Annotated in this window: 27 protein-coding genes; 19 read left to right on the forward strand and 8 right to left on the reverse strand. The window is 41.5% G+C overall.

Annotated elements, in window-relative coordinates; translation table 11 throughout:
- Positions 1–36 precede the first annotated feature (36 nt).
- The gene (locus ACEYW6_RS16515; protein ID WP_412980555.1) at positions 37–900 is read right to left on the reverse strand and encodes a M48 family metallopeptidase; all 864 of its coding nucleotides are present in this window, start codon (positions 898–900) and stop codon (positions 37–39) included.
- A gap of 375 nt (positions 901–1,275) precedes the next feature.
- On the opposite strand from ACEYW6_RS16515, the gene ACEYW6_RS16520 reads away from it, so the two are divergent.
- A complete protein-coding gene (locus ACEYW6_RS16520; protein ID WP_412980556.1) occupies positions 1,276–1,809 on the forward strand; it encodes a DUF4330 domain-containing protein in 534 nt (177 codons plus the stop codon).
- A 94-nt stretch (positions 1,810–1,903) separates the two neighbouring features.
- Here the strand turns inward: ACEYW6_RS16520 and ACEYW6_RS16525 are convergent, their stop codons facing one another.
- Together ACEYW6_RS16525 and ACEYW6_RS16530 are read right to left on the reverse strand one after the other, a co-directional pair.
- Positions 1,904–2,896, reverse strand: a complete 993-nt coding sequence (locus ACEYW6_RS16525; protein ID WP_412980557.1) for a metal ABC transporter solute-binding protein, Zn/Mn family — start codon at positions 2,894–2,896, stop codon at positions 1,904–1,906.
- A 568-nt stretch (positions 2,897–3,464) separates the two neighbouring features.
- Positions 3,465–3,602, reverse strand: a complete 138-nt coding sequence (locus ACEYW6_RS16530) for a hypothetical protein (RefSeq protein ID WP_412980558.1) — start codon at positions 3,600–3,602, stop codon at positions 3,465–3,467.
- A 64-nt stretch (positions 3,603–3,666) separates the two neighbouring features.
- Here ACEYW6_RS16530 and ACEYW6_RS16535 point away from each other — a divergent pair, with 64 nt between their 5' ends.
- The 6 genes from ACEYW6_RS16535 to ACEYW6_RS16560 all read left to right on the forward strand — a co-directional run bounded on the left by ACEYW6_RS16535 (position 3,667) and on the right by ACEYW6_RS16560 (position 8,462).
- Complete coding sequence (locus ACEYW6_RS16535; RefSeq protein WP_412980559.1) at positions 3,667–3,993, forward strand: hypothetical protein; 327 nt, start codon at positions 3,667–3,669, stop codon at positions 3,991–3,993.
- A gap of 94 nt (positions 3,994–4,087) precedes the next feature.
- Complete coding sequence (locus ACEYW6_RS16540) at positions 4,088–4,438, forward strand: YtxH domain-containing protein (protein WP_190895319.1); 351 nt, start codon at positions 4,088–4,090, stop codon at positions 4,436–4,438.
- 11 nt (positions 4,439–4,449) lie between these two features.
- Complete coding sequence (locus tag ACEYW6_RS16545) at positions 4,450–4,989, forward strand: DUF948 domain-containing protein (RefSeq protein ID WP_412980560.1); 540 nt, start codon at positions 4,450–4,452, stop codon at positions 4,987–4,989.
- A 410-nt stretch (positions 4,990–5,399) separates the two neighbouring features.
- Entirely contained in the window at positions 5,400–6,209 is an 810-nt protein-coding gene (locus tag ACEYW6_RS16550; RefSeq protein ID WP_190895317.1) for a TPM domain-containing protein, read from the forward strand.
- A gap of 104 nt (positions 6,210–6,313) precedes the next feature.
- Positions 6,314–6,943 carry a precorrin-8X methylmutase gene (locus ACEYW6_RS16555; RefSeq protein ID WP_190895316.1) on the forward strand — a complete coding sequence of 210 codons (630 nt, stop codon included), beginning with the start codon at positions 6,314–6,316 and terminating at the stop codon, positions 6,941–6,943.
- A gap of 100 nt (positions 6,944–7,043) precedes the next feature.
- On the forward strand, positions 7,044–8,462 hold the full coding sequence (locus tag ACEYW6_RS16560; protein ID WP_412980561.1) for a DUF1565 domain-containing protein: 1,419 nt from the start codon (positions 7,044–7,046) through the stop codon (positions 8,460–8,462).
- 300 nt (positions 8,463–8,762) lie between these two features.
- On the opposite strand, the gene ACEYW6_RS16565 is transcribed toward ACEYW6_RS16560, so the two are convergent.
- From ACEYW6_RS16565 to tnpA, 3 genes are all read right to left on the reverse strand, one after another.
- The gene (locus ACEYW6_RS16565) at positions 8,763–9,449 is read right to left on the reverse strand and encodes a phosphate ABC transporter permease (protein ID WP_190895314.1); all 687 of its coding nucleotides are present in this window, start codon (positions 9,447–9,449) and stop codon (positions 8,763–8,765) included.
- 39 nt (positions 9,450–9,488) lie between these two features.
- Complete coding sequence (dapB, locus tag ACEYW6_RS16570; protein ID WP_412980562.1) at positions 9,489–10,325, reverse strand: 4-hydroxy-tetrahydrodipicolinate reductase; 837 nt, start codon at positions 10,323–10,325, stop codon at positions 9,489–9,491.
- Positions 10,326–11,007: 682 nt separating this feature from the next.
- On the reverse strand, positions 11,008–11,451 hold the full coding sequence (gene tnpA, locus ACEYW6_RS16575; protein ID WP_412980563.1) for an IS200/IS605 family transposase: 444 nt from the start codon (positions 11,449–11,451) through the stop codon (positions 11,008–11,010).
- A 316-nt stretch (positions 11,452–11,767) separates the two neighbouring features.
- On the opposite strand from tnpA, the gene psbP reads away from it, so the two are divergent.
- Together psbP and ACEYW6_RS16585 are read left to right on the forward strand one after the other, a co-directional pair.
- Positions 11,768–12,313, forward strand: a complete 546-nt coding sequence (psbP, locus tag ACEYW6_RS16580) for a photosystem II reaction center PsbP (protein ID WP_190895311.1) — start codon at positions 11,768–11,770, stop codon at positions 12,311–12,313.
- Positions 12,314–12,388: 75 nt separating this feature from the next.
- Entirely contained in the window at positions 12,389–12,982 is a 594-nt protein-coding gene (locus ACEYW6_RS16585; RefSeq protein ID WP_412980564.1) for a Maf family protein, read from the forward strand.
- Here ACEYW6_RS16585 and ACEYW6_RS16590 read toward each other — a convergent pair.
- Positions 12,963–13,229: a hypothetical protein gene (locus ACEYW6_RS16590; protein WP_412980565.1), complete on the reverse strand. Its 267-nt coding sequence runs from the start codon at positions 13,227–13,229 to the stop codon at positions 12,963–12,965. The two genes, ACEYW6_RS16585 and ACEYW6_RS16590, sit on opposite strands and share 20 nt — an antisense overlap.
- A gap of 201 nt (positions 13,230–13,430) precedes the next feature.
- Here ACEYW6_RS16590 and ACEYW6_RS16595 point away from each other — a divergent pair, with 201 nt between their 5' ends.
- The 4 genes from ACEYW6_RS16595 to ACEYW6_RS16610 all read left to right on the forward strand — a co-directional run bounded on the left by ACEYW6_RS16595 (position 13,431) and on the right by ACEYW6_RS16610 (position 18,780).
- Complete coding sequence (locus tag ACEYW6_RS16595) at positions 13,431–14,180, forward strand: phycocyanobilin:ferredoxin oxidoreductase (RefSeq protein WP_412980566.1); 750 nt, start codon at positions 13,431–13,433, stop codon at positions 14,178–14,180.
- 947 nt (positions 14,181–15,127) lie between these two features.
- Complete coding sequence (locus tag ACEYW6_RS16600) at positions 15,128–16,552, forward strand: HlyD family efflux transporter periplasmic adaptor subunit (RefSeq protein WP_412980567.1); 1,425 nt, start codon at positions 15,128–15,130, stop codon at positions 16,550–16,552.
- Between the two features lie 235 nt (positions 16,553–16,787).
- Entirely contained in the window at positions 16,788–17,942 is a 1,155-nt protein-coding gene (devC, locus tag ACEYW6_RS16605) for an ABC transporter permease DevC (RefSeq protein WP_412980568.1), read from the forward strand.
- Between the two features lie 127 nt (positions 17,943–18,069).
- The gene (locus ACEYW6_RS16610) at positions 18,070–18,780 is read left to right on the forward strand and encodes a DevA family ABC transporter ATP-binding protein (protein WP_190895305.1); all 711 of its coding nucleotides are present in this window, start codon (positions 18,070–18,072) and stop codon (positions 18,778–18,780) included.
- A 43-nt stretch (positions 18,781–18,823) separates the two neighbouring features.
- Here ACEYW6_RS16610 and ACEYW6_RS16615 read toward each other — a convergent pair whose 3' ends face one another.
- Entirely contained in the window at positions 18,824–19,645 is an 822-nt protein-coding gene (locus ACEYW6_RS16615) for a hypothetical protein (RefSeq protein WP_412980593.1), read from the reverse strand.
- Between the two features lie 104 nt (positions 19,646–19,749).
- Here ACEYW6_RS16615 and ACEYW6_RS16620 point away from each other — a divergent pair, with 104 nt between their 5' ends.
- The 6 genes from ACEYW6_RS16620 (at position 19,750) to ACEYW6_RS16645 (ending at position 25,536) form a co-directional block, all read left to right on the forward strand.
- Positions 19,750–20,547: an HAD-IIB family hydrolase gene (locus tag ACEYW6_RS16620; protein ID WP_412980569.1), complete on the forward strand. Its 798-nt coding sequence runs from the start codon at positions 19,750–19,752 to the stop codon at positions 20,545–20,547.
- Positions 20,548–20,597: 50 nt separating this feature from the next.
- A complete protein-coding gene (locus tag ACEYW6_RS16625) occupies positions 20,598–21,317 on the forward strand; it encodes a Uma2 family endonuclease (RefSeq protein ID WP_412980570.1) in 720 nt (239 codons plus the stop codon).
- Between the two features lie 787 nt (positions 21,318–22,104).
- Positions 22,105–22,272 (forward strand): hypothetical protein, encoded by a 168-nt coding sequence (locus tag ACEYW6_RS16630; RefSeq protein ID WP_190895302.1) that lies wholly within the window; start codon positions 22,105–22,107, stop codon positions 22,270–22,272.
- A 226-nt stretch (positions 22,273–22,498) separates the two neighbouring features.
- Positions 22,499–23,293: a 30S ribosomal protein S2 gene (gene rpsB / locus ACEYW6_RS16635; RefSeq protein ID WP_412980571.1), complete on the forward strand. Its 795-nt coding sequence runs from the start codon at positions 22,499–22,501 to the stop codon at positions 23,291–23,293.
- Between the two features lie 217 nt (positions 23,294–23,510).
- On the forward strand, positions 23,511–24,455 hold the full coding sequence (tsf, locus tag ACEYW6_RS16640; RefSeq protein ID WP_412980572.1) for a translation elongation factor Ts: 945 nt from the start codon (positions 23,511–23,513) through the stop codon (positions 24,453–24,455).
- 226 nt (positions 24,456–24,681) lie between these two features.
- Positions 24,682–25,536 carry a hypothetical protein gene (locus ACEYW6_RS16645; protein ID WP_412980573.1) on the forward strand — a complete coding sequence of 285 codons (855 nt, stop codon included), beginning with the start codon at positions 24,682–24,684 and terminating at the stop codon, positions 25,534–25,536.
- The last annotated feature ends 47 nt before the right edge of the window (positions 25,537–25,583 follow it).

Genomic DNA, 25,583 nt, shown 5'->3' on the forward strand with positions numbered 1-25,583 from the left:
ACATTGCCGGCCCAACGCAGTAGCTTCCCAGTAGGATTAAGACCGCGCTAATGGTCGAATATTAGCTTTATAACTAGCATTATCCAACCCATAATTTCCATTACTCGGTTGAGAGTTAATTGCACGTCTGAGACCCTCAATGCGATCGCTGGTTCCGGGGTGCGTACTCAAAAATGTCGGCACAGAACCACCCTTTTTCAGCAGCTTTTGCATAAAAGTAACCATCCCAGACTGGGCATAACCAGCGCGTGTCAAAGTTCTCAACCCTCTTTGATCGGCATCAAATTCATCACTACGACTGCGGGGACGATTTAAAGCAAGTTCTACACCAATGCCTACAGCTGTATTGCGATCTAAACCAGTTGCTGTTGCTAAACCGCTAGCGATCGCTTTTTGCCGCATCTGTTTAACCAGGTGTTTCCCGCCAATGTGACCAATTTCGTGGGCAATAACACTTGCGAGTTCTGCTTCATTATCTGCGGCTTTCAGCAAACCTGTGTGGACATATACATAGCCTCCTAAAGTTGCAAAGGCATTAATAGCATCATCATCAACTACTTGGAAGGTAAAGGGAAGGTTGGGGCGATCGCTACTAGCTACTAAACGCCGACCAATTTGTTCTACATAGCGATTAACTTCAGAATTCCGGTAAAGTTTGACTTGACTCCCCAGTATTTGCTGATTAATCTGCTTGCCAATATCACTTTCCTGGCGATCGGATATATTAGAAAGCTGAAGTACCTGGACTCCCTGCAATATAAGAGGCAAGAAGTCTAAAGTTCTTCCAGGCAAGGGTGTACTCAGGCACAGACTCAGGGCGACTACCACCGAAATTAGGGGATAAAACCAGCGACGCCGCCACACACGGTAACTTGCAACAAAACCTTTCCAATTAAACATAATACGCTCTGAAGATTATTTCGGGAGAACATAAATGGGACAAATGATGAGACGGATTTAGAGTATTCTAAGTTGCATTCTTAACTCAAGAGCAAAGGAGTTGTGATCCAGCTAATGCTTACGCAAATCTACCGAATTGCGGGGGGTTAAAGATTCCCTCTAGAGTTAGGCTTAAACACTAGATATTGCTTTCTGGTGCGTCAGTCTTAACGGGCAAAAATTTGAACGTTAGCTGCCGCACGAACTCGTGATAAACTGTCGCATAACCTAACGCCCAGCCGCTTTGAGTTATTACCAAATAGGGAAAATTGCCGTTCCCATCGAAAGCCTTCTTGCTACAATCAATTACTTCGCTATTACCTCGGAAAAGTTTTTATGGCTATTTTAGATTCAAAAGGCCGTTTGTTCGGCAAAATCAACCTTCTAGATTTAGGTGCTGCGCTGGTAACTCTGCTAGTTATATTTGTCGTCTCGTCTAGCATCTTATCTAGCTTGGGTGTTGCCCAAGTTGGTGAGAAAATAGTACCCATAGAAGTAGATTTAGTAGTTCGTGGTTTGAATGTCCGCGATCCTGAGCAATTATTCAATAACGGTTTAAAAAAAGGCGGAAAAACTAATGTTATTATCCGCAATCAACCTTACGGAGAGATTGAGATTAAATCCGTTCAACAGCTACCTAGAACAGTCAATGTTTTCCAACCTGATGGCACTGTTAAAGAATTGCCAGATCCAAAAACCAACAATTTTAGTACAGATATGCTTTTGACCTTAGAAGGTAAAGCCAAAAGTACAGAAAGCGGACTAGTGCTAGGTAGTAGTAAAGTTAAAATTGGAATGCCATTTGAGTTGGAAGGCTTTAACTACAACTTCAATGCAACTGTTATTGATATCAGATTAAAAGACAAATAGCATTCACATTTTCGGTTTCTAAATTTAATCTGATAAACCGAATTTTATCTAAGCTATAAAATCAGTTTATCAGATTAATAAACTGATTTTATAGCTACTTTGCAGCTTTCATTTGAAACATTAAATACGTTCCTCCTAACCCTTCTACAATTGTTCGTGTATTGGCAATCATCATTTTCTGATAAGTGTCCGCCTCGCTTCCGGGTTCACCAAGTCCCTCAGCATATAACTTCCTATCAGAAATTTTCACTTCGGCTTCTCTGGCTACAGATTGAAGAACATTAGGGTTAATTACTGCTTCAGGAAAAATTGTTGACACTTTAGCCCGTTTAATATTTGCAACTAAATTTTTCCCTCTTGGATCTCTCAGGTTTTCGTCAGTACTAATACCTTGTAATCTCCCTGCTAATGGAATACCGTATGCTTTGGCGTAATAGCCCAGTGCATCAGAGTTTGTAACCAACTTGCGTTCTTTGGCAGGAATAGTGGCAATTCTTGACTTAATCCAGCTATCTAGTTGAGTAAGTTCATTTGTGATTTTTTTGGTATTGCTGTTATAAGTCACTGCATCAGTAGATTCTAATTTTGTCAGGTTACTATTAATTACCTCTACCATCCTGATAGCATTCTTAGTATTGTGCCAAAGATGAGGATCAGTTACATTCTTACCGCCTTTCTGGAATTTTTGTGGCTTAGACACCGCAAGTTGTCCGACAGCTATTTTCGGTGCAGTGTTTTTAGTTGCTTTAATCAATTTGATCAGATTTGGTTCTAAATTATAGCCACTATAGAGAATAAGATTAGCTTGCTCAATGGCTTTACGATCTTCCGGTTTTGGTTTATAAAATTGGGGGTCAGCAGGAGGAGAAATCAAGCAGGTAAGGTTAACAGTATTCCCCGCAACCTGTCTGGTTAAGTCGCATAGTACACTTGTAGTTGCTACGACTTGGGGAAGATTCTCATTTACCTGGGTGGTAGTTTGAGTGAATGTAGTTCTTGCAGTTTGATTTCCACACCCAACAAATCCAATCGTTAAGGCAACAAAAATAGCTCGAAAGGATTTAGTTGATGGTAATTTTTTTGACATCCTCAACTCCTACTGGATGTATAGAAAAAATAATCATTATCAGTAACAAACTAGTGAAATACTAGGGTTAAGCTTTCAACAAGGAAAAGGTTAAAGGAAGATGAGTAAGCCTTCGACTGGGAAAATTGTAAAAGATAAGGGAAGAGGAATTAATAAACTCCCTCCTTGACCACTTTCTTTTTCACCAGCCTACATCTAGCAATTTTTGCTTGGTGAACTACTAGTGAGGTGTTTACAGGCAAAATGTTGGTTAACTTGATGCGACAGACTAGAAAACTGGTAGAGGTAAGAGCACAATAATAAAGGTGATGCTGGGGAGGCTCCGGTAAAGAGTGTAGTGTAGTTCTCTTACCGTCTGTTGAAGGGGCTATACCATTGTGCTTACATCCCACAAAGGTCGCAAATTGACTAGGATTATCAGATTAGGGAGTAGAACGTAGTAATGCTGGGGCTTATTGAGCATACGGGTTGATTTCGCAAACCGAGTCGTGAATCTAAGGCAATTGTAGCTGTGGTTTTGCGAGGTGTGAGCATATGGTTGTTACAAAATTGGCGAATTGGCGATTTTTTAGGCATCAGCCTTTGTTACACTAATTTTCACCGAGTAAAGCCTTTCAATAGCCCTCACAGCATCATTTAACTGCTCTTTCTTGCCATCATCCCGGCTGAATGTGCCAGAATTTTCATCCTTTAGTTTCTTCATCATTAAATAAGAGCCAAGTCAAGTATATAGAACAATTCCTCAAAGCTGATATTGGTGAAGATAAACAATGGTAATTTTAGTTATCCTCGTTAACACCCTCGTTTCGCTGATACTATTTTATGTGGCTTGGCGGGTATGGCAACTCAAGCAGCAGCTAGCATACATATCAGATAGGTTAACTGTCTATGAAAGTTGTACCCATGCAGCACTGAATAAAGCACCTGAAAATATTTATCTCAGCCAGGAAAATATTTATAACTTACGGCAAAAAAATCAAGCGCTACAAATGCAAATCCTACAAGTGCGGCAAATTATCAGTCTCCTTTTGCTAGGACGGCAAATCTGGCAGCGTTATTTTCGTAAGCTTATGAATAAAAGCAACATTTTTGGCTGATATTTTGTCACCATAGATTAACTGAATAAAATCGGTGGAGTCTTGCAAGGAGAGAAAACCCACCTAAAATGGGTGTAAGGAGAGAAACAACAAGATGTCTAATAACCGTTCTGGAGTATTTATTGGCGGTTTGATGCTGGGAGCTACCATCGGTGCTTTGACCGGTTTGCTTGCGGCTCCCCGCACAGGGCGCGAAACGCGTAAAATTTTGAAAAAATCTGCTAATGCTATCCCAGAATTGGCAGAAGATTTATCAACGAGTGTGCAAATCCAGGCAGATCGTCTCTCTGCTAGCGCACTGCGAAACTGGGATGAGACTTTAGATAGATTACGAGAAGCGATCGCAGCAGGTGTAGATGCTAGTCAGAGAGAAAGCCAAGTCTTGAAGCGGCAAACATCTGTTGAAGACTCAGATTCTCTTCCCCAGCAATTAGAACGCTCATAAATGACATAACCGTGATTGATCCCCTGTTTTGGTTGGGACTTTCCTTACTCTTAGTCGCCACAAGTTTGACTGCGGTTTTAGTGGCGGCAATACCTGCTTTGCAGGAGTTAGCACGCGCTGCTCGTAGTGCAGAAAAGCTATTTGATACACTCTCACGGGAGTTACCGCCCACTCTAGAAGCAATCCGTGTGACTGGTTTGGAAATCACTGACTTAACTGATGATGTTAGTGAAGGTGTAAAAAGTGCTAATAAAGTCGTGAAACAAGTCGATCAAAGCCTTGATAGTGCAAGAATTCAGGCTCAAAATCTGCAAGTAGGTACACGCAGCATTTTTGTGGGCGCGAAAGCTGCTTGGAGAAACTTCACACGCCAAAAACCAGCGAGGCGAACAAGCGATCGCTTGCCAAGCAATGAAAAACCACCACTAACGTTGCGAGAACGAGAAGTGCTCAGGCAAGAAAATCGTCGGGCCAAAGCAGAAGTATACCGCGTTAATGACAGTTACAGCGATGCCGCTAGCTGGGAAACCAATTTTGATGATGAAGATTGATCGTCGCTTTGCTCCAATCCAAAATCATGCCCTGGGATCTCAAATTAGCTACCAATATCTAAACCATGTATCATCGGAACCATTCTGATGAATGCGCTGATTACACCTTTGAAGGTGCACCCTGCACATGGACGAATGATGACAAGCCGCCGCTGGGGCTTCTCTAGAAATTCAAAAATAATTAATAACTAAATAAATAATAATTTTTAATTTTTAATTCTTGACAAGAGGATTGGTAAGGATTAGAGAATTTTCTAGTTCCTATCCCCTATTTGCCACTCCTCAAAAACGCTTTGCTTTGATCCCTTAGATTAGAGTAAAGTAAACAAGTGTAAAGAAGTATCACTTTTCCAGTACTCTTTTAAAACAACTTGTTCAGTTCTACCGTTGATATTTGTATAAAAACGTCCATGCAATCTTGTTTTTGGCGACGAATTCTGGTATCTATTGCAGTATTTTTCCTGGCTGGGTCAATTTGGGTGATGCATTCTCCCCCAGCGCTGGCTTATGACAATCCTGACTTACTTCCTAGCACCTTTACCCCAGTTGTAGACTTAGCAAAATCTCTTCCTGTCCTGCAAGAAGAAAAGCTTGTCAAAGATTTAGAGCAGTTTGAAGCCGATACGGGCTGGAAACTACGAGTATTGACTCAGTATGACCGCACCCCAGGTCGGGCAGTCATAAAATATTGGGGTTTGGATGACAAAAGCATTCTACTAGTTGCCGATTCTCGTGGCGGTAACATCCTCAGTTTTAGCGTCGGCGATGCTGTTTATGAACTTTTACCCCGGACGTTCTGGATAGAACTGCAAACCCGCTTCGGTAATTTGTACTTTGTCCGCGAACAAGGCGAAGACCAAGCCATTTTGCAAGCCTTAGAATCGGTTAAAGGCTGTTTACTCAAGGGTGGTTGCAATGTTGTCCCCGGACTGCCACGAGAGCAGTGGATTCTCACCTTGATTACCTCAGTGATTGGTGGGGTGATTTGTGGATTTGCTGCTCAACCCCGCGATAAAGGACAAGTTTTCGCTTGGCAATGGGCTTTAATTTTCTCACCTTTGTGGGGAATCTTATTTCTTGCCTTTGGCATTGGGCCAGTAGTGACACGCACAAGCGACTGGTTACCTTTAGTTCGCAATATCTCTGGGTTTCTCATTGGTGTCTTGGTTGCCTACCTATCTCCTGTTTTCAGTCGGCCTTCTTCCAGTAATGAGTTATGAGGGCTGAGTTAGGAGTTATGAGTTTTTAATTAACTTATAACTCCTAACTCCTAACTCTCTGAAGCTGATAAGCTGAAAGCTAATATTTGAGAAGCTCAACAAAAATGGAATGGCACCTAACTGATGCTCAAAGTTTAGCAATCATTGATAGTGAAATTGAAAATCATGTCTTTTCACCCGCAGAGTATGAGATTGTGCGTCGGGTAATATACTCTACAGCTGACTTTGAGTATAAGTCTTTGATTCGTTTCTCTGAGCGTGCCTTGCAAGCAGGAGCAGCAGCATTAGCTGCACGTACTACGATTGTGGTAGATGTCCCAATGGTACAAGTAGGTATTGCCTACGAGATTCAAAACACCTTTGCCAATCCGGTATATTGCAGCATGGAAGCACTGACACGCCCTCAAAAAGAAAAAACTCGGGCAGCATGGGGAATAGAAACCTTAGCAAAGCGTTATCCAGAGGGCATTTTTGTGGTGGGACAAGCGCAAACAGCACTAACAGCACTAGTGGATTTAATTGAAGCTGAGGAAATTAGACCTGCTTTGATAATTGCGACTCCAGTGGGATTTGTAAATGTTGATGAAGCGAAGGGGCGCTTACAAGACTCTCTAGTGCCTCACATTACAATTGACAGTCGCAAAGGTAATGCAGTTGTGGCAGCTGCGATCGTTGATGGATTGGTAGACTTGGCTTGGCAAGCTTATGGACAAGATAAAAATCAGGGAAGTTAGGAAAGTCGGCTCTATCATACCCTTTATGCCAAATAGTATTTTAAAATACTGAAGATACCGATATTGTTGTTAAGTACCGCCGATCAAGGAGCCTTTTCTTGTGGTAATTCAAGGTTTCAGTTTAAGCGTATATCTTGCAATTCCCGTGGTGTTAAGTCTTTTGGCAGAGGGAGAAAAGATAAAATTATCTGTAGTTGAAAAAGTCCCTCAGGTATCCACTAACAAGGAAATTATCCTATCCAGCCGCCAGCTAATCAGCACTAAAGCGACTCCGAAAACATATTATGTTAGTGGTACTGGAAACGACAAAAATAGCGGAGTTTCTTCCTCATCCCCCTTTAAAACCATTCAAAAGGCCGCAAATCTTACGAAGCCTGGGGACACTGTACTGATTATGAACGGAGTGTACAGGAATGCAACCCCGAATGGGGATGTATTATCTATTACTCGCTCTGGAACAGCAAATGCATGGATTAAGTTTAAAGCATATCCTGGCCATAAGCCGAAAATTCAGCACAATGGATGGCATGGGATTTTGATTCACAATGGAGCGTCATATATTGAAGTAAACGGTCTTGAGGTAATAGGAAACAATGCTAACGTAACCCTTGATTATGCTATGAGTCAGAAGACTAACAGACTCAACCCGCTAACGAATGGAAACTGCATCAGTGTGGATGGACGAAAAAATGGTCATACTCACCATATTCGTATTGTCAACAACAAGGTACATCAGTGTGGAGGAGCAGGCATTTCAGCGATTGAATCGGACTATGTGACAGTAGATAATAACGTAGTGTTCGATAATGCTTGGTACAACGTTTATGCTTGCAGTGGCATTTCGATGTTGAATAATTGGAGCTTTGATAGCTACCAAGGATATAAAATGTTCGTGAGGAATAACAAGATATACAACAATCGACAATACATTCCCTGGATAAAAACCGGGACGATCACGGACGGTAATGGCATTATTATTGATACTTTAAGAAATAACCATAAGAACTCAACATTGAAGGCATATAAAGGACGTACTTTAGTTAAAAACAATCTCACATTTAATAATGGTGGTTCAGGCATTCATACATACGTAAGCGAGCGTGTTGATATTGTCAATAACACAGCGTTTTTAAATAATCAAAGTCCAGAGATTACAGGTGGGCAAATATTTGCTAATGAGTCATCTGACATCAAAATTTTAAATAACATTCTCTATGCTTTTCCTGGCAAAAATGTTAACAGTAAGTGGAAAAGTACAAATGTGATTTATGACTATAATATATACATTAATAGTGCCAAGGTAAGTGTTAATGGCCCTAATGATATTGTTGCAGACCCGGAGTTTATAGGGAAGCATTCTATCTTGAAAAAAATAGCTGGCGATTGGAAATCGCAGTTAAATAAACAAAATCCACCTACGCGGACTTATATACAGCCTAAGTCAGGAGGTTTTGTTTGTGAACCAGTTACCTATAAGTTGAAAGGGAAACTCATCAAAGTAGGATGCTCCCAATCGTAATCTTTTAATTGCTGACCAAATAACTTGTAATTCGTAATTAAAAGTTACAGCGCAAGGACTGATTGGAAGTACAAATGACGTTAGCGAGTCCGCAAACAGAACTTGCACCAGTCCCAATAACCTCCTTAGAATGAATTCTGGGGCTACTAGCTAAAGTCTTTTAAAGAAGACTGAATAAGGATTGGAGTCCACTTGAGTGGACTGGCGCTATTAGCCCGATAATTTATTCTCTGGGGGGAAAGTAGGTAGGTGCAAGATATAACTAAACGTCATGATTAATTACGAATTATTTTGACTTCTTTAATCCTCGGCTCTACGACGCCGCCGACGCGGACTTTGTTGTTGGTCTTCACGCAAGCGGCGACCGACTTCGTTAAAGAAATCTCGCCGCAAATAAGGATAATCGCTAACCCACAGGTCACGACTGGGAAAGTATATATCGCTAAATTCTTCAATAGTGCTCAAATCTGGGCGATTTGACATTACTACCATTTCTGCGATTTGACCACGAGTAATAACTTTGTGGGCAGGACGTAATGGTGCTACAAACTCAATGCTAAATCCTGTTTCATCACCCACTTCTAAGTTAATTTGTTTTTCTCGGTTTTCGACAATCACCAATTCGCCTTTGCTGTTGACTGTTTCTTGTTTACCCATCAACTGGTCTGTAATCCACCAATCTAAAACTCGACCACGGAAAAAGCCACCATATTTATAACGGCGGCATTGCAAATTCCGCATACTTGCTTGAAACACTGGATACCACAGCCAAAAAAAAGCGCTAACTATCCCCAACACAAATTCTATTGAAGCAAACTCAAGCCTAAAAACGACTGTCACAAGCAATATAACAACTACGGCAACTACAGAAATTAACAGCCGTTGCAAAAAATTTGAGAACTTCCCCCAGTAGTACTTGTATTGCAAACCAGTAGCAATTAGGGGAACAACTTGTTCAAATTTTTGACGAGTCAGTGGTACTAACATGAGTGCTCAGTGATGAATGCCCAATAGTGTGTTTAAAGTTTAAAGTATCTTTTCTAATCCATATACTAACGACTTTAGCGCTAATACTTTGCGAATCGCTAGTAGTACTCCTGGCATATAGCAAGCGCGATCGCTCGTATCATGTCGTAAAGTATAAATCTGTCCCGCTGCGCCAAAAATAACTTCTTGATGAGCAATCAATCCAGGCAAGCGCACGCTATGAATTCTAATCCCCTCATCTGCTACACTGCCCCTAGCTCCTGGTAATTTCTCCGTTTCTTCTACAAGAGCAGGGTTAAAAGTTTTACCTAATTCTCCTAGTAACTGTGCTGTTTGAATGGCAGTACCACTAGGAGCATCAGCTTTTTGATTGTGATGCAGTTCGATAATTTCCACATGGTCAAAATATTTTGAGGCTGCGACTGCGGCTTGTTGCAACAGCACCATACCAATAGAGAAGTTAGGAATAATTAGACAACCAGTGCTAGCTTTGTCAGCAAAGTCTGCCAAGTCTTGAATTTGTTCTGGACTTAACCCAGTAGTACCGACTACAGGACGAATACCGTAAGCGATCGCACTACGAATATTGTCATAAACTGAATCGGGATGGGTAAAGTCTACAATCACTCCTGGAGGAGACTGTCTGTCACCAGCCACATAACCCAACATCGGTTCTAATTGATTGGTAATTGGCACTTCCAAGGGTTCGCTTAAACCCGCCAACTCTCCAGCGTCTTTATCTTGATGTTCCAAACTGTGGTCAATTGCACCCACTAGGTTTAAGTCAGGCGCAAGCGCCACAGCCTTAATCACCTCACGGCCCATTTTACCAGCAGCACCGTTGACAATAACCGGGATAGGAGCTTGATTCGTCATAGGTCGAGAAATACTTTTTGAGCTAACAAGGGAATTGTAAAGACTTTGGTGATCTGGTAGCTAGCTTCTCAAATCACTGGCTTAATTCCGACTACCTAAATTTATGCAGCTAATCGCTTAGTTTTCTACTCTCTACAGCAGATCGGTTCTCATTTTCATCTCCCTATCTTAGCCAGTAACTGTTGTATTTTCGCTACTTCACCCACCACGCCTTCAAAAATAATCCCATGCTGTCGCTGATAAGTAATTCTTATAAAATCTATGAGTCTTTTTTTGTCAAGTCTAGTTGACTATTTGTAATATTATTGTTAAATTTATTTACATAACTTAGCAAAGACTAAACTTAACTATCTAACTGTTGTTGGCTAAGAAAAAAAGATTTCGGTATTGGTATATCCCATCGACATTTGGACTTCTCCCATCTACCTCGGCTATCAAGTCGGGGTTTTTTGTATTTTTAATTAGCCTTTAATTTCTTTAACTTTTCTTTAGTCATCTTTGAGATGACTTGAGCTATGAGCCGTGGGTTTCTAACCTATGGCGGGTGATGGTTCAGGCGCGAGATTGGAAATCCATCTATGATTGGCTTAACCACAAGTCCGCCTCAGAATGAATTCTGAGGCTTATAGCTTAAGTCAGCTTAAGCTGACTACGGTTTAATGAACGTGAAGATTAATGGGATTCATTGGTTTAGCTGCGTGAGTTTTGGCCCATCATCTTCATGATTATGCCGTTCCAAAGATGAAATTGTACTTCCATTGGAATGATGCGCTTTCTGATTCTCTACATACACAACAGCTTGCTCAAGTTGTTTGCTTCCCATTAAAAAAACGCCATATCCGCGTTGCCAACCAAACAAATCTTGTGAGGGCGAGAGATGATTGAGATGATGAGCGCTACTGCCTTTAAGATTTTGGACAAAATCAGAGATAGAAAATCTCGGTGGTATAGAAGCCACTACATGGATGTGGTTTTCTATTCCGCCCACAGCATGGACAATGCTACCAAGTGCATTGGTTTTGCCAATGATGTAACTATAAAGTTGGGTTTCGCGTTCGGGGGTAATTAGTGGCTGACGCTCTTTTGTCGCCCAAACAAGATGATAGTAAAGTCGCCACAGAGACATGTATGAGCCGTTTTTGATGCAATTTCCTATGTCTAGTATTCCCGGAATGATTAAAAATCTTCTAGTCAGCTTGAGCTGACTTGAGCTATTAGCCTTGGAATTCATTCCGAGGCGGGTAGGCGATGTCTACGATAACCTACGCTTAAGCATTCCACACCACTTGCAATACACCAGGGAATCAGGGACTATCTGCCGACATTTGAGCATTTATCTCTCCCCATTAATGCGTCATCCGAAGCGTCCCGGTTGGTGGGAGAATAATAACAAGAAATGATGCAAGTCTGGTGTTGTCTCCAGCCCAAAGGAATCTGTAGAAATGTGGAAACGAATTATATTAATTTTGCTATTGGTGTTGAGCTTCAGCCTGAGTAATTCTGGTGTAGCGGCTGCGGCTGGACTCAAAAGCTTTGTAGACACTAATGATGGCTATCAGTTTTTATATCCTAACGGCTGGCTGCAAGTTAAAGTTGCCAACGGGCCAGATGTGGTTTTCCACGATTTGATTGAGGTGTCTGAAAATGTTTCTGTTGTGATTAGCCCAGTTCCAGAAGGCAAAACTTTATCAGAATTGGGAACCCCAACAGAAGTAGGATATAAATTAGGAAAAGCAGCTCTGGCGCCTCCTGACTCTGGTCGTTCAGCTGAATTAGTCAACGCCGCACAGCGAGAAGTAGACGGTAAAACATACTACCTTTTAGAGTATGAGGTTAAACTCCCCAATCAACAGCAACGACACAACATCGCCAGCGTCGCTGTTAGTCGTGGTAAAGTTTTTACCCTCAACGCCTCAATTCCTGAAAAACGCTGGCAGAAAGTTAAACGAATGATTGATGAGGTTGTAAATTCTTTTTCTGTTTATTAATTGGGGAATAGGGGATAGGGGATAAAGAAGAAACTTAATTACCAATGCCCAATTGTCAAATTTTTCAGAAATCTCATGAAAATCCCACCTTTTGTACTTGCTTCAGCTTCCCCAGCGCGGCGTCGCTTGTTGCAAACTGTTGGTATTGAACCGATAGTTCGAGCAAGTGACTTTGATGAGTCACAAATTCAATTAAGTGAACCAGCGCAATTGGTCAAAACTCTTGCCCAGTACAAAGCAGAAACTGTAGCCCCGCAGTTTGAATCGGCTTTGATTATGGGTTGTGATTCAGTTTTGTCTATCAATGGTGAAATTTACGGCAAACCAGCAGACTTCTCTGAAGCGATCGCACGTTGGCAGATAATGCAAGGTAACTTTGGCGACTTGTACACAGGTCACGCCTTAATTGATACATATCAAAATCGCACTTTAGTCAAGTCTCAAGTTACAAGAGTTTACTTTGCTCAAATGAGCGACAAAGCAATTAAAGCCTATGTTGCCACAGGTGAACCCCTTAAGTGTGCTGGTGCCTTTGCCATTGAGGGTTTTGGTAGTTTCTTCGTCGAAAAAATCGCAGGCTGTCACACCAATGTAATTGGACTCAGTTTACCCCTGCTGCGGCAGATGCTAGAAGAACTGGGATACGATGTCACAGATTTCTGGCAATAGTCCTTTGTCCAAAGTTATCGACCAATGACAAATGACTAATATTGAGTATTGCCTCCCCATGATCTGGAATCCAGACTAGCCACTCATCTGCTGAAACCGGACACAATAAAAGTGCTTCGTCAAAGCTAAAGGGATTGGGAAGTTGCAAAAGGGTTACCCAAGTAGAAGTTCTTAACTGCTGTAAACCTTCCAGATTATGCCTTTTTGGTTGCACAGCAAAATCTGGTCTATGAGAATCTAGTTTCATAGCTTTCTATTAGCCTTCAGGAATGGGCTAATCTAAAATTATTTCTGTAACCTAGAATACAAAATAAATAATCATTGTGAAAAGTAGCTGTCTTATAAATTTACGTTGGCTGGGTGCAAGTGTTTGCTTATATTGCAGACCACAACAGGTATGGCACCACAGGTTGTAGACTGGCCACTAGATCGCATTCCCAACTAGAATATGTCATTTACTTCTATGCCCTCGCTGCGTGAGCAACAACATCCCCTAATTCGTCAGCTAGCTGATTGTATTGAGGCAGCTTGGCATCAGCACCTGGATCTATCGCCCTACCATTTGCCTGATGAGTTGGGGTATGTGGAAGGTAGACTAGAAGGCGAAAAACTGACGATTGAAAACCGCTGCTATCAAACGCCACAGTTCCGAAAAATGCACTTGGAACTGGCAAAAATCGGAAATATGCTGGATATTTTGCACTGCGTCATGTTTCCCCGTCCAGAATACAACCTGCCGATGTTTGGTTGCGATTTAGTTGGGGGTAGAGGGCAAATTAGTGCAGCGATCGCAGATCTTTCTCCTATCCAATTAGAGCGCACCTTACCAGAATCTTATAGTTCTGCACTGACACAGTTAACAGTGCTTGACTTTTCCCAACCCCGTGAATTACCTGAATGGGGAAATATTTTTTCTGATTTTTGCATCTTTGTGCGCCCCAGTTCCCCAGAAGAAGAAACAATGTTTCTCTCGCGGGTGCGAGAATTTTTAGACATTCATTGCACCCAAGCGATCGCCTCACATCCTGTTTCAGTTGAACAAGTCACACAAAATCTCGCCGGACAACACAACTACTGCACCAAACAGCAGCAAAACGATAAAACCCGCCGTGTACTAGAAAAAGCCTTTGGCCCAGCTTGGGCAGAACATTACATGACCACAGTTCTATTCGACCTCCCACAAGAGACTTCAAAATAAAAAAATCTCTAATTGCTCAAAAACAAGGACGACAAGGAAGATAAGGAAGAATTTACTTCCTCATCTCCCCCATTTCGCCCATATCCTCCATCTGTAGGCTCTGTTACGTTTTCGCGTAATGGATAAATGTAGAATTCATTCAACGAGAGTTTAATGGAGTCCCAAAACAGCAACAGGAAGAGTGGTAAGGTCTTTGAAGCAAATATCACAAGATGGTTTGTTGTCTTGGTAGGTGCAAGCAAGTGGCCCTGCTAACTCATTGACCAGAAAGTTAAGGAAACTCTAATGTTAAAAATGCTCAAGTTGACAGATATTTTTTAGTTAGTTAATCGTTCATTGACTTAAGGAAGACTAACTTTTGTAGCAAGATTGTATCCAGCAAAGGTAACAGTCTATTTTTGATGTTTCTTTTCAATTTTGTGACTAACTGTAGCCGTAGTGAATGTAGCAGTACAGTACCGCATCATACCAATTTGGGATTTGGTGTAGAGACAAGATATATCGCATTTCTACATCTAGATTCATACTGCTTGTGAATTCTGCTAACTTCCATTGCACTCATGTCTCAATAATACTCAGAGTTATTGAATAGCCAGCTACTATAGCGCTTCTGGGTTCCAATACAGACCTAACAATAACAACCCCAACCCTTGTAGCGTTGGGGAGTAAGTAAGCCTCAAAGCCTCCCTCCTAAAAGGAGAGAGGAATGGAAGTTAGGTCAGTGTATTGCATACAAACGAGCATAGACGCGAAGTGGCTTGTCGTAAGACATCGCTATAGAAAACACCATTTTGCAAAGCCATAGTGTTGAATGTTTATCACACAATGGATTTTAAGCCATACCCAGCTTTAAACCAGTGTTGTTTGTCCTAAGTGGCTGGCCGTTGATTAAAAACCCTTTTATTTTTACTTCCATCAGCACAATTCAGGTAAACGGGCAACATACTATGTCAAGGGTGACTGAAAAGCCAAAGCCAAGTGAGCAGGCATTTAATGAAGAACAACCTAAGATTTGGTGGGGTATCGCTGTAGCCGTGCCAATAGTAATCGCTGCTGGGATACTAGGTACGGCTAAAATTGAGCAGTTAAGAAAACTAACTACATCGGCACCCGTAATGCCATCTACCAATAGCATTAGTGCTGTTGGGCGTTTGGAACCGCGAGGGGAAGTTGTTAAATTGTCCGCCCCATCCTCAGGATTAGCACCATCGTCACGAATTCAGCAACTTCTGGTGAGAGAAGGTGAACAGGTAAAACAAGGTCAAATTGTGGCAATTTTGGACAACCGCGATACCCAAATAGCCGGACTAGAAGAGGCAAAAGCCAAAGTGCAAGAAGCCCGTGCGAATTTAGCGCAAGTTAGGGCTGGATCTCCAAGAGATATTCAAGCTCAAAGAGCTGTTATTGCTCGCCTACAAGCGCAGTTAATTGGCGAAAGGAATGCTCAACAAGCTGCGATCGCGCGGATTGCAGCCCAGTTAAGTGGTGATAAACTTGTCCAACAAGCAACCGTGAATCGCCTAGAAGCTGAACTTAGTGGGCAAAGAGATGCTCTAAGAGCGACAATTACACGTATTCAAGCCGAACAGCGCAATGCTCAAGTCGATGCTGGACGCTATGATTATTTATACAGAGAAGGTGCTATTTCTCAGCAAGAGCGGGACAGAAGACGCTTGAGTGCAGTAACTGCTAATCAGCAGGTTGTTGAAAGCCAAGCTACGCTAAAGCAGACATTGGCAACCCTACGACAACAACTTGCTGAGGCTAGAGCTAACCAAATACAAAATTTAGCAGTTTTGCAACAGCAGCTAATCGAAGCCAAAGTTAACCGCGATAAAACCGTAGCAACTTTGCAAAGACAAATCGATGAAGAAAAGGCCAAACTGAGCAGAATTGTGGACGTTAGTCCCACCGATGTACAAGTAGCGCAAGCCCAAGTTAGTAATGCGATCGCAAATGTCAGAAAAGCCGAAGCAGAACTGAGATTGAGCTACGTTCAAGCACCAATCGCTGGAGAGATTTTAAAAGTTTACACCAAATCAGGCGAAGCCATAGGTGCAAATGGCATTGCTGAAATTGGACAAACCAGCCAAATGTTTGTGATTGCTGAAGTCGCCGAAGACAGTATTGGAAAAGTGCGTATTGGTCAAAACGCCACTATCACCAGCGATAATGGAGCATTTAGCGGCGAATTAAAGGGAACTGTCACTGAAATTGGCAGAAAAATTGGTAAAAAAGATGTGCTGAATACAGATCCAGCAGCAGATGTGGATGCCAGAGTCGTAGAAGTCAAAATTGCTCTGCCTCCAGAAGATAGCGAGAAAGTTTCTGGTTTAACTTACGCTAAAGTTGTTGTCGAAATTAATAACTAATTAAGTTATAGGTGAGCAGTAACACCAATTCATAATTTGATACTTTGGATGATAAATGTTCTTCAATAGACTGTTTAATTAACTTTAAACATTCTATAAATTCGATACTAAATTTACCCGAGTTGAATGAAAAATCTAAACCTTCTAACTAATATCGTAGGTTTAAGTCAATAGCAACAGTTAATTACGAATTACGAATTACGAATTATTTGAACTGTGCTTGGATGCTTAGAAAATGAATCAAAAAATACCTCTGTCGTGGCTACAACTGACAAGGGAAAAAACTCGCCTAGCTGTGGCTTTGGCTGGAATTTCTTTTGCTGATATTTTAATGTTTATGCAACTCGGTTTTCGAGATGCTTTGTATTATAGTAACGTTCGATTTCATAGCAGCTTGCAGGGCGATATTGTTTTAATCAATAGTCAATCTAGTGCTGTTCTGGCCATGAGAAGTTTTTCTCAACGGCGATTATATAAAGCTTTAGAGTTACCCGCAGTACAATCAGTACATCCAATATATTTAGACTTTACAATCTGGAAAAATCCTGTAACAGGCCGCCCTCGTAGTATCCTGATATTTGGAATGAACCCAGAAAATAACCTAGTTAACTTACCTGGAGTTCAGGAAAATTTAGATAAACTTAAACTACCTGATGTAGTTCTATTTGATCGTTCTTCTAGAGTGGAGTATGGCCCAATTGCTGCTAATTATGACCAAGGAAATACTGTAACAGCAGAAGTGCGAAGACGGCGAATTAAAGTCGAAGGACTATTTACATTAGGTGCATCCTTTGGTGCAGATGGTAATTTAATTACGAGCGATATTAACTTTTTGCGGATATTCAACAATCGTCAAAAAGGATTAATTGATATTGGGCTGATTAGATTAAAACCAGGAGCAGATGCTAAAGTTGTTGCTCAAGAATTACGAAAATATTTACCCAACGAGGTAAATGTTTTAACTAAGCAAGAATTTATTGATTTTGAGCGGAATTACTGGGCAAATAGTACAGCGATTGGGTTTATCTTCACATTAGGGACTGTCATGGGTTTTATTGTGGGGACTGTGATTGTTTATCAAATCCTTTATACAGAAGTTGCAGATCACTTAGCTGAATACGCTACTCTTAAGGCAATAGGTTACACACAAAACTATTTATTATCAGTCATTCTTCAAGAAGCTTTATTATTAGCAGTTTTAGGATATTTTCCTGGTATAGTTTTTGCTTTATTTATGTATAAAAGTGCCAGAGAAGCAACACTTTTGCCAGTTTTTATGAGTTTAGAACGTGCAGTGATGGTGTTGATTTTGACTATGCTAATGTGCATTATCTCTGGTGCGATCGCAGTCCGAAAATTACGTTCTGCTGATCCAGCAGATATCTTTTAATTAATTCAATATTAATTAAAAGATATTGGTTAAAAACATAGCTTACAATTAATAATTAAGAAACCTTGCTTTTTAGTAGGCACTACAGTTCCATTTCAAAAAAGCTAACGTTATAACTAACAATAATATGACAGAAAAAGAACCTGTGATTGCCATTAAAAATCTTAATCACTACTATGGCAAAGGGGCACTTAGAAAACAGATATTATTTGACATCAACCTAGAAATTTATTCTGGTGAAATTGTAATTATGACCGGGCCATCAGGTTCAGGTAAAACCACATTACTGAGCTTGATTGGTGGTTTGCGGTCTGTACAAGAGGGAAGTTTGAAATTTTTAGGTGAAGAACTTGTTGGTGTCAGTCAAAACAAACTGGTGCAGATGCGGCGCAACATTGGTTATATTTTCCAAGCTCACAATTTGCTAGGATTCTTGACTGCCAAGCAAAATGTGCAAATGGCGGTAGAGTTGAATGATAATATTTCTCAAACAGAAGCAATGGCTAAATCAAAAGCCATGCTGGGGTCTGTGGGTCTAGAAGAAAGAGTTGATTACTATCCAGACAATCTTTCTGGTGGACAAAAACAAAGAATTGCGATCGCCCGCGCCTTAGTTAATCGTCCTCCCCTGGTGCTAGCAGACGAACCAACAGCAGCATTAGACAAACAATCAGGACGCGATGTCGTAGAAATAATGCAGAGTCTAGCCAAAAATCAGGGAACTACTATCTTGTTAGTGACACACGACAACCGCATTTTAGATATAGCCGATCGCATCGTGGAAATGGAAGATGGTCTTTTAACCCGTAATTCCCCAAATGCAGCTATTCAGTCATGATTTTAGTCATTTGTCCTTTGTGAATGACTAATGCCAGCCATAATTATTGTCTAGCCGAGCCTGATTTTTTCATTCCAGGTGGCTTTTGTTGAGTTGAGGCATTTGGTTGGCGACTAGTACGAAAAGTCACATTTACGCCTTCATTCGATTGCTCCAGCACCAGTAGAGGCGTAGGTTTAGCCTTTTGATCCCAATGCATGGTAGCAATCCGACCTTGAATTGTTGGTTGCCAACTATCTTCGTCTTCTATAGGGCTTAGGTAAGTTTCTATACAGTCAATAATTTGGCTAATAGTCGCAGAAGTTGCTTGTGTCGGTAACTTCATTAACCGGATTTGAATGCGAAACAGCACTCGCTTGGCAGAGTTCCCTGGACTACCAGTTTCATACTCTACATCAAAAATTTCATCTACTTGCCGTCCAGCGCTATTAGCAATTCCGACTGATCCAAGTTGTGCTTGATTTGGACGCAGGGCTTGAGTAACTTTTTCTTTGATCTGAATCTTTATTTGATTAAGGATTGCAAAATGAAACACCTCCTCTGACATCCGCATTCGCAGATAATCTAGGTTAAAGTCCCGTGAGTTGACCAAATCGGGATTAGTTTCCATTTTGCGAATTGTTTCCAGCGCCAGCTTAAATTTTTTCTCTAGTTCTCGCGCGCGGAATTGTTCAAACTTAAGTTTTTTCTCCAGCTGATTCATCTGGAGCTTACTATACACAATTAAAGCAATCACCGCTAAAGCCAGTCCTCCAGAGGTTACCAACAATAATGGTGGTATTTGAGGATTACTTGCTGGCACTTCCTGGGATGCTTTTTTAAGCTTTGACCCTGGCGATTGGGCAAGAAACATCGAAGTGGGCATGGTTGGAAACTGAAAAACTTGACTCCTGATGTTTAGGATGCCCAAATCTTCAATGCCATCTTGCTGTATCATTAATATTTTTTACAGCTTTTTACAAACCGCATATGTCCAGACATTTGAACCTCCCTGCTCTGTCTGAGGTTTCATCTACTTGCCTGAGCAATATTCGTCTGATAGCCACAGATATGGATGGCACGCTAACTAGACGAGGAAAATTTACTCCCGCACTGCTGCAAGCTTTAGAGGATTTAGTAGCAGCTGACATTAAGGTGCTGATAGTCACAGGACGTTCTGCTGGGTGGGTGAGTGGATTGAGTAGCTTGATGCCAGTGGCAGGTGCTATGGCAGAAAATGGCGGTTTGTACTTTCCCCCTGAAAACAAAAAACCAGTAGTCTTAACACCCATTGCCGATTTAGCTAAACATCGCCAGCACTTGGCTATGACTTTTGAGAATTTACAAACTAAATTTCCTCAAATCCAAGAATCTGCTGATAATCGGTTTCGTATCACTGACTGGACTTTTGATGTAGCTGGTTTGCGTGAAGACGAACTAAAAACCCTAGATAATCTCTGTCAACAAATGGGTTGGGGATTTACTTATAGCAACGTGCAGTGTCACATTAAACCCCAAGGACAAGATAAAGCTGTGGGATTGTTGCAGGTATTGCGCGAATATTTGCCCCAGTATTCATCAGAGCAAATTGTTACTGTGGGCGATAGTCCCAATGATGAAAGTTTATTTGATCGGCGTTATTTTCCTGTTTCTGTAGGCGTGGCCAATGTGCTGGAATATGTAAATCAGTTAAAATATCACCCTGCTTACATTACTAACGCTACCGAAGGCGAAGGATTTTGTGAGTTATCTAGTTATATTTTGAAAAGCTTGTACATCCCAATTTAGGGAGAAGTAGAGTTATTCTACAATAATCTCGTAGCACTGATTTTACAACCATGACGGCTACTGTACCTGTTAATGTCGAATCAGAAATCTTCTACCCTAGTGCTGATGGTCAACCAGTGGCAGAAACCTACGACCATCTTTATGCTTTGCTAACTACTTTGGAAGTCCTGAAACAGTATCTGGCAAATCGTCAGGCAACAGTATTGGCAAATCAATTTCTTTACTATGCACAAGGCTTTCCCAAGTTGCGGGTAGCTCCAGATGTGATGGTGATTTTTGATGTTGCACCTGGCGGTCGGGACAACTATAAAATCTGGGAAGAGGGCCAAGTACCCACAGTTATTTTTGAAATGACATCCTTTGGTACTAAGGGACAAGACGAAATCTTCAAAAAGACCCTCTATGAGCAGCTAGGCGTCAAGGAATACTGGCTATTTGACCCTAAAGGCGAGTGGGTAGAACAGCAGCTACGTGGCTATCGCTTGCGGGGAGAAATCTACGAACCTATACAAGATGGACGTAGTGAACCGTTACAACTACGCTTGGTAGTTGAGGAAAGGCTAATTGGGTTTTATCGAGAGGATACGGGTGAAAAATTACTGATTCCTGATGAACTGGTAGAAGCTTTACGACAGGAAGTTTTAGCAAGACAGCAGGCAGAAAAACTAGTAGAACAAGAACGTCAACGAGCAGAACAGGCAGAATTGCAGATAGAACAGTTAAAGGCAAGGTTGCGATCGCTCAATGTAGACCCCGATACTATTGAGTAACACACAGGGTCGTCGCTGGACTATAAAAATTGCTGCACGCTGTAGTAAAGACAACCCAGATTGCCCACAATATTATATTTTTACACTTCTTCCACTTTCCTGACGAGTAATAATACTCATAATCGGAGAAGTAGAATGAAGGCACTCTTCACGCAGTTTCCAGCTTTAGTTAAAATTCCATTTTAGGTACTAGCATCTCTAACTTTATTAAAATCACCAATGTTTTTGTGACATCTGTGTTTTAAATGCTACACATAACTTCCAAGCGTTATCAGCAAGAAATGAGTAGTATTTTAGACAATACATGAAATCGATATATGTGTAGTTTTCTGCAATACGGGTTGTAAAACTTTATCCTGTCTGGGTTTGAAAATTTGCTATATCTAAGTTTTTCACCCATAATTTACAACAGAAAATCAAGCCTTTCCAGATCATCTTGCAGGTTTTTGGTTATATCTCAGCTAAATGCCAAGTAAACAATTTGTTACCTGCGTCTTTGCTACATTTATTACCTTAGACAGAATACAATAGATGAATGTCTATAGCGTTTCAATCTAGTAAGTCTCAACAATACTGATTTAATTGAGAAGACTGTTTTATACAGTAATTCGCAAGCAAAACTGAATCAAAGGGATAAATAAACCGCCAGACCTTTAAGCACTCAGAGACGCTCAGAGACAAATAGATACTTCTAGGACAGGTTAGCGTTTTATTTCCAACTTCCACTTGAAAGTCCAAGACCAATGTAGAGTCAAAAATTTACCTTTAAATATCGAGGTATAAAATTATGCAAGAAATTGAAAGATTCTTTGGCAACTTGTTCAGTGGCGTAATCAACCGCTTTAAGTATTCTGCGATGGACGCTGCTGATCGGAAAATGAGAGAAACTATTGACGACCAGATCGAACAACGGCGACAAAAACCTAAGCCCAAGGATCAAGAAGACCGCGAGTAGATGTTTAAAATAGCAACATTTTCATCACTAGCAAGCATAGCGCTTCCCAATTGTTGAGTGGGCAGCGCTATTTTATTGCCCTCGCTCTGTCAATCAATCTACATGTCAACATAATGTGTTAACCTAGTATGGTTAACTAATAATCTCGCACATCTAAGAATTCGGGTGTTTCCAGTTGGAAATACGCTTGGATGGAGGTTTAACCCGAATAGGAGTTAGAAAATATATGCCAGTAGTTTCATTGGCTCAAATGATGGAGTCAGGGGTTCACTTTGGGCATCAGACCCGGCGTTGGAACCCAAAAATGTCTCCTTACATTTATACTTCCCGCAATGGTGTACATATTATCGACTTGGTGCAAACTGCCCAGTTGATGGATAATGCTTACAACTACATGCGATCGCACGCAGAACAAGGGAAGAAATTTCTTTTTGTCGGCACTAAGCGTCAAGCAGCTGGAATTATTGCCCAAGAAGCCAGCCGTTGTGGTTCCCACTACATTAACCAACGCTGGTTGGGCGGAATGTTGACCAACTGGGCAACCATCAAAACACGGGTAGACCGTCTGAAAGATTTAGAACGCCGTGAGGAAACTGGCGCACTAGATTTATTACCGAAAAAAGAAGCATCAATGCTACGTCGGGAAATGACGAAGCTTCAGAAATACTTAGGCGGCATTAAAACAATGCGCAAAGTGCCCGATATCGTGGTAATTGTAGACCAACGGCGGGAGTATAACGCAGTTCAAGAATGTCAAAAGCTGAATATTCCGATTGTGTCCATGCTGGATACAAACTGTGACCCAGATGTAGTAGATATCCCCATCCCAGCCAACGACGATGCTATCAGGTCAATTAAGCTGATAGTTGGAAAATTGGCGGATGCCATTTATGAAGGTCGTCACGGTCAGCTGGATACTGAAGAGGATTACGAAGATTACGACGGTGGTGAGTATGACGAAGACTACGAAGAAACCGAATATACTGACGCTGTAATTCCCGACGAGGAAACAGAGGAATAAATAAAGCAGGGGTGAAGCAAGTGTCCGAAGGAGGGCGGTGGCTGGCAGAGTAACAGCAAGCCGCCCTAGCCTACGGCAAATGGTAGGCAAAGGTAGAGAAGAAAAAACTCATACCTTATAACTTCATTATTTTTTCTCCCCCAGCCCTGAGTAAGATAGAAATACTCAACACCCGTGAGCGATTACAACTCGAGGTCAAGTTAGGAATTGAGGCAACATGGCGGAAATATCTGCAAAACTCGTCCAAGAGCTACGCCAAAAAACTGGTGCCGGCATGATGGACTGCAAAAAAGCGCTGATAGAGACTGAAGGCAACGTAGAAGAAGCCGCAGACTGGCTACGGAAAAAGGGCATCTCTAAGGCGGGGGCAAAAAGCGATCGCGTTGCGGCAGAAGGTCTAGTAGACACTTACATTCAGCCCGGTGGTCGAGTGGGTGTACTCATAGAAGTCAACTGCCAAACCGACTTTGTTGCTCGTAACGAGGCTTTTAAAGCTTTAGTTAAGAACCTGGCAAAGCAAGCAGCGACTGCTGATAGTGTTGAGTCTTTGTTGGCTCAAAAGTATGCTGATAGTGCAAGCGGGACTGTAGAAGAATTCATCAAGCAAACGATTGCTACGCTCGGTGAAAATATCCAAGTGCGTCGCTTTATCAATTTTGCACTAGCAGAAGGCACACAAGGTATAGTAGACAGCTACATTCATACTGGCGGTCGAGTTGGTGTATTGGTAGAACTGGGTTCTCAAACTGAGTCAGTGGCTACCAATCAAGAGTTCCAAAGCTTGGCACGGAACACTGCAATGCAAGTTGCGGCTTGTCCAAATGTCGAGTATGTGAGCGTAGATCAAATCCCCGCCGAAGTTGCCCAAAAGGAAAAAGATATTGAAATGGGCAAGGATGATTTGGCGAACAAGCCAGATAACATCAAAGAAAAAATTGTTCAGGGACGAATTGAAAAACGCCTGAAAGAATTGACTTTGATCGATCAGCCTTACATCCGCGATCAGAGTATTTCCGTAGAAGACCTCTTGAAGCAAGCGAAGGCGAAATTAGGCGAAGAGATTCAAGTGACTCGCTTTGTCCGCTATATATTGGGCGAAGGCATTGAGAAGCAAGAAATTAGCTTTGCTGATGAAGTCGCTGCACAAATGGGCAGCAAGTAATACTTAGTTATTAGTCATTCGTCATTAGTCATTAGTTTTTACCAAGGACAAGTGACTAATGACTATTCACCAAACAGGTCAAGCAAATAGCCTGACCTGTATTTTATTATTAGAGACGCGAAATATCACATTTAATTTAAAATCTAAAATCCTCTGGAAAGTTATCCTAAAATAAATTCGTACATTTGTACTATGTAATAGTTCACATGGACAAGAACGAAAAGATATGGCAAGAGCAATCGAGCGAATTGAACGGGATATTGCAGCACTGAAAGAAGCGATTCGGGCGATCGCAGTAGAACTACAAAGCGCTTATGCTAGTTATCTAGACACCTTGGGGCTAGCTGTACGAAAACAGTTGATTCTGGCGAGTTACCATCTCTGTACCCAAGGATATCCCGAAAACTTTCTGCATTTGTCATTGAATCAGCGCCAACAATTGCAACAAGCCATCCGCAAGCTAGGTCAAGTGGCAGCTGAACAGTTGCTCACTTGTATTAAAAGTGAGGAAGCTGGGGTAGATAAGGGAGATGAGGAAGATGAGGAAGATGAGGGGGATGAGGGAGTAACATCTTCTTCATCTTCTGGACTTTTGGACACCTCTAATTGTCAGTTTCTCACCGCCGACACTTCTAATCCTATGGAACTAGCAAAATGGCAACAGAACTTAGAAGAGGTCATGCAAGAGATACTGAAAAGACTTTCGCATGACGCTAATCTTCTATTACAAAAAGCTGGAGTATTACCCAAAAAATTACCAGAACCGATTTTAGCAGCCGCTGCCGCTGCTGCATCAGAAGCGTCTGCCGAAGTAATGCCAGGACCACCCAACTTATTAAACTTAGTAATTGAAATTGAAAATGAGCAGCAGTCAGAAGATTCTGGGCTGACGCAAATTATGGCTATTAACCTGCGGCTAGGAGAAATTGAATTTGCTGATGTGACACTTTCCTCTGAGCGTAGACAAATCCGCAGTATTTTAGTTCAGCTAAACAAGCTAGGACGAGAGTATCAAAAAAAACATCGAGAAAGGGCAGTCGCTGAAGCTGAAGCTGCATGGCGTGCTAGTTGGTTTGAATAAAGTTATGAGTTATGAATTATGAGTTATGAGTTATTTATTCCTAACTC

This window comes from Nostoc sp. UIC 10607, from assembly GCF_047228265.1.
GTDB classification, from domain to species: Bacteria; Cyanobacteriota; Cyanobacteriia; order Cyanobacteriales; family Nostocaceae; genus Nostoc; species Nostoc foliaceum_A.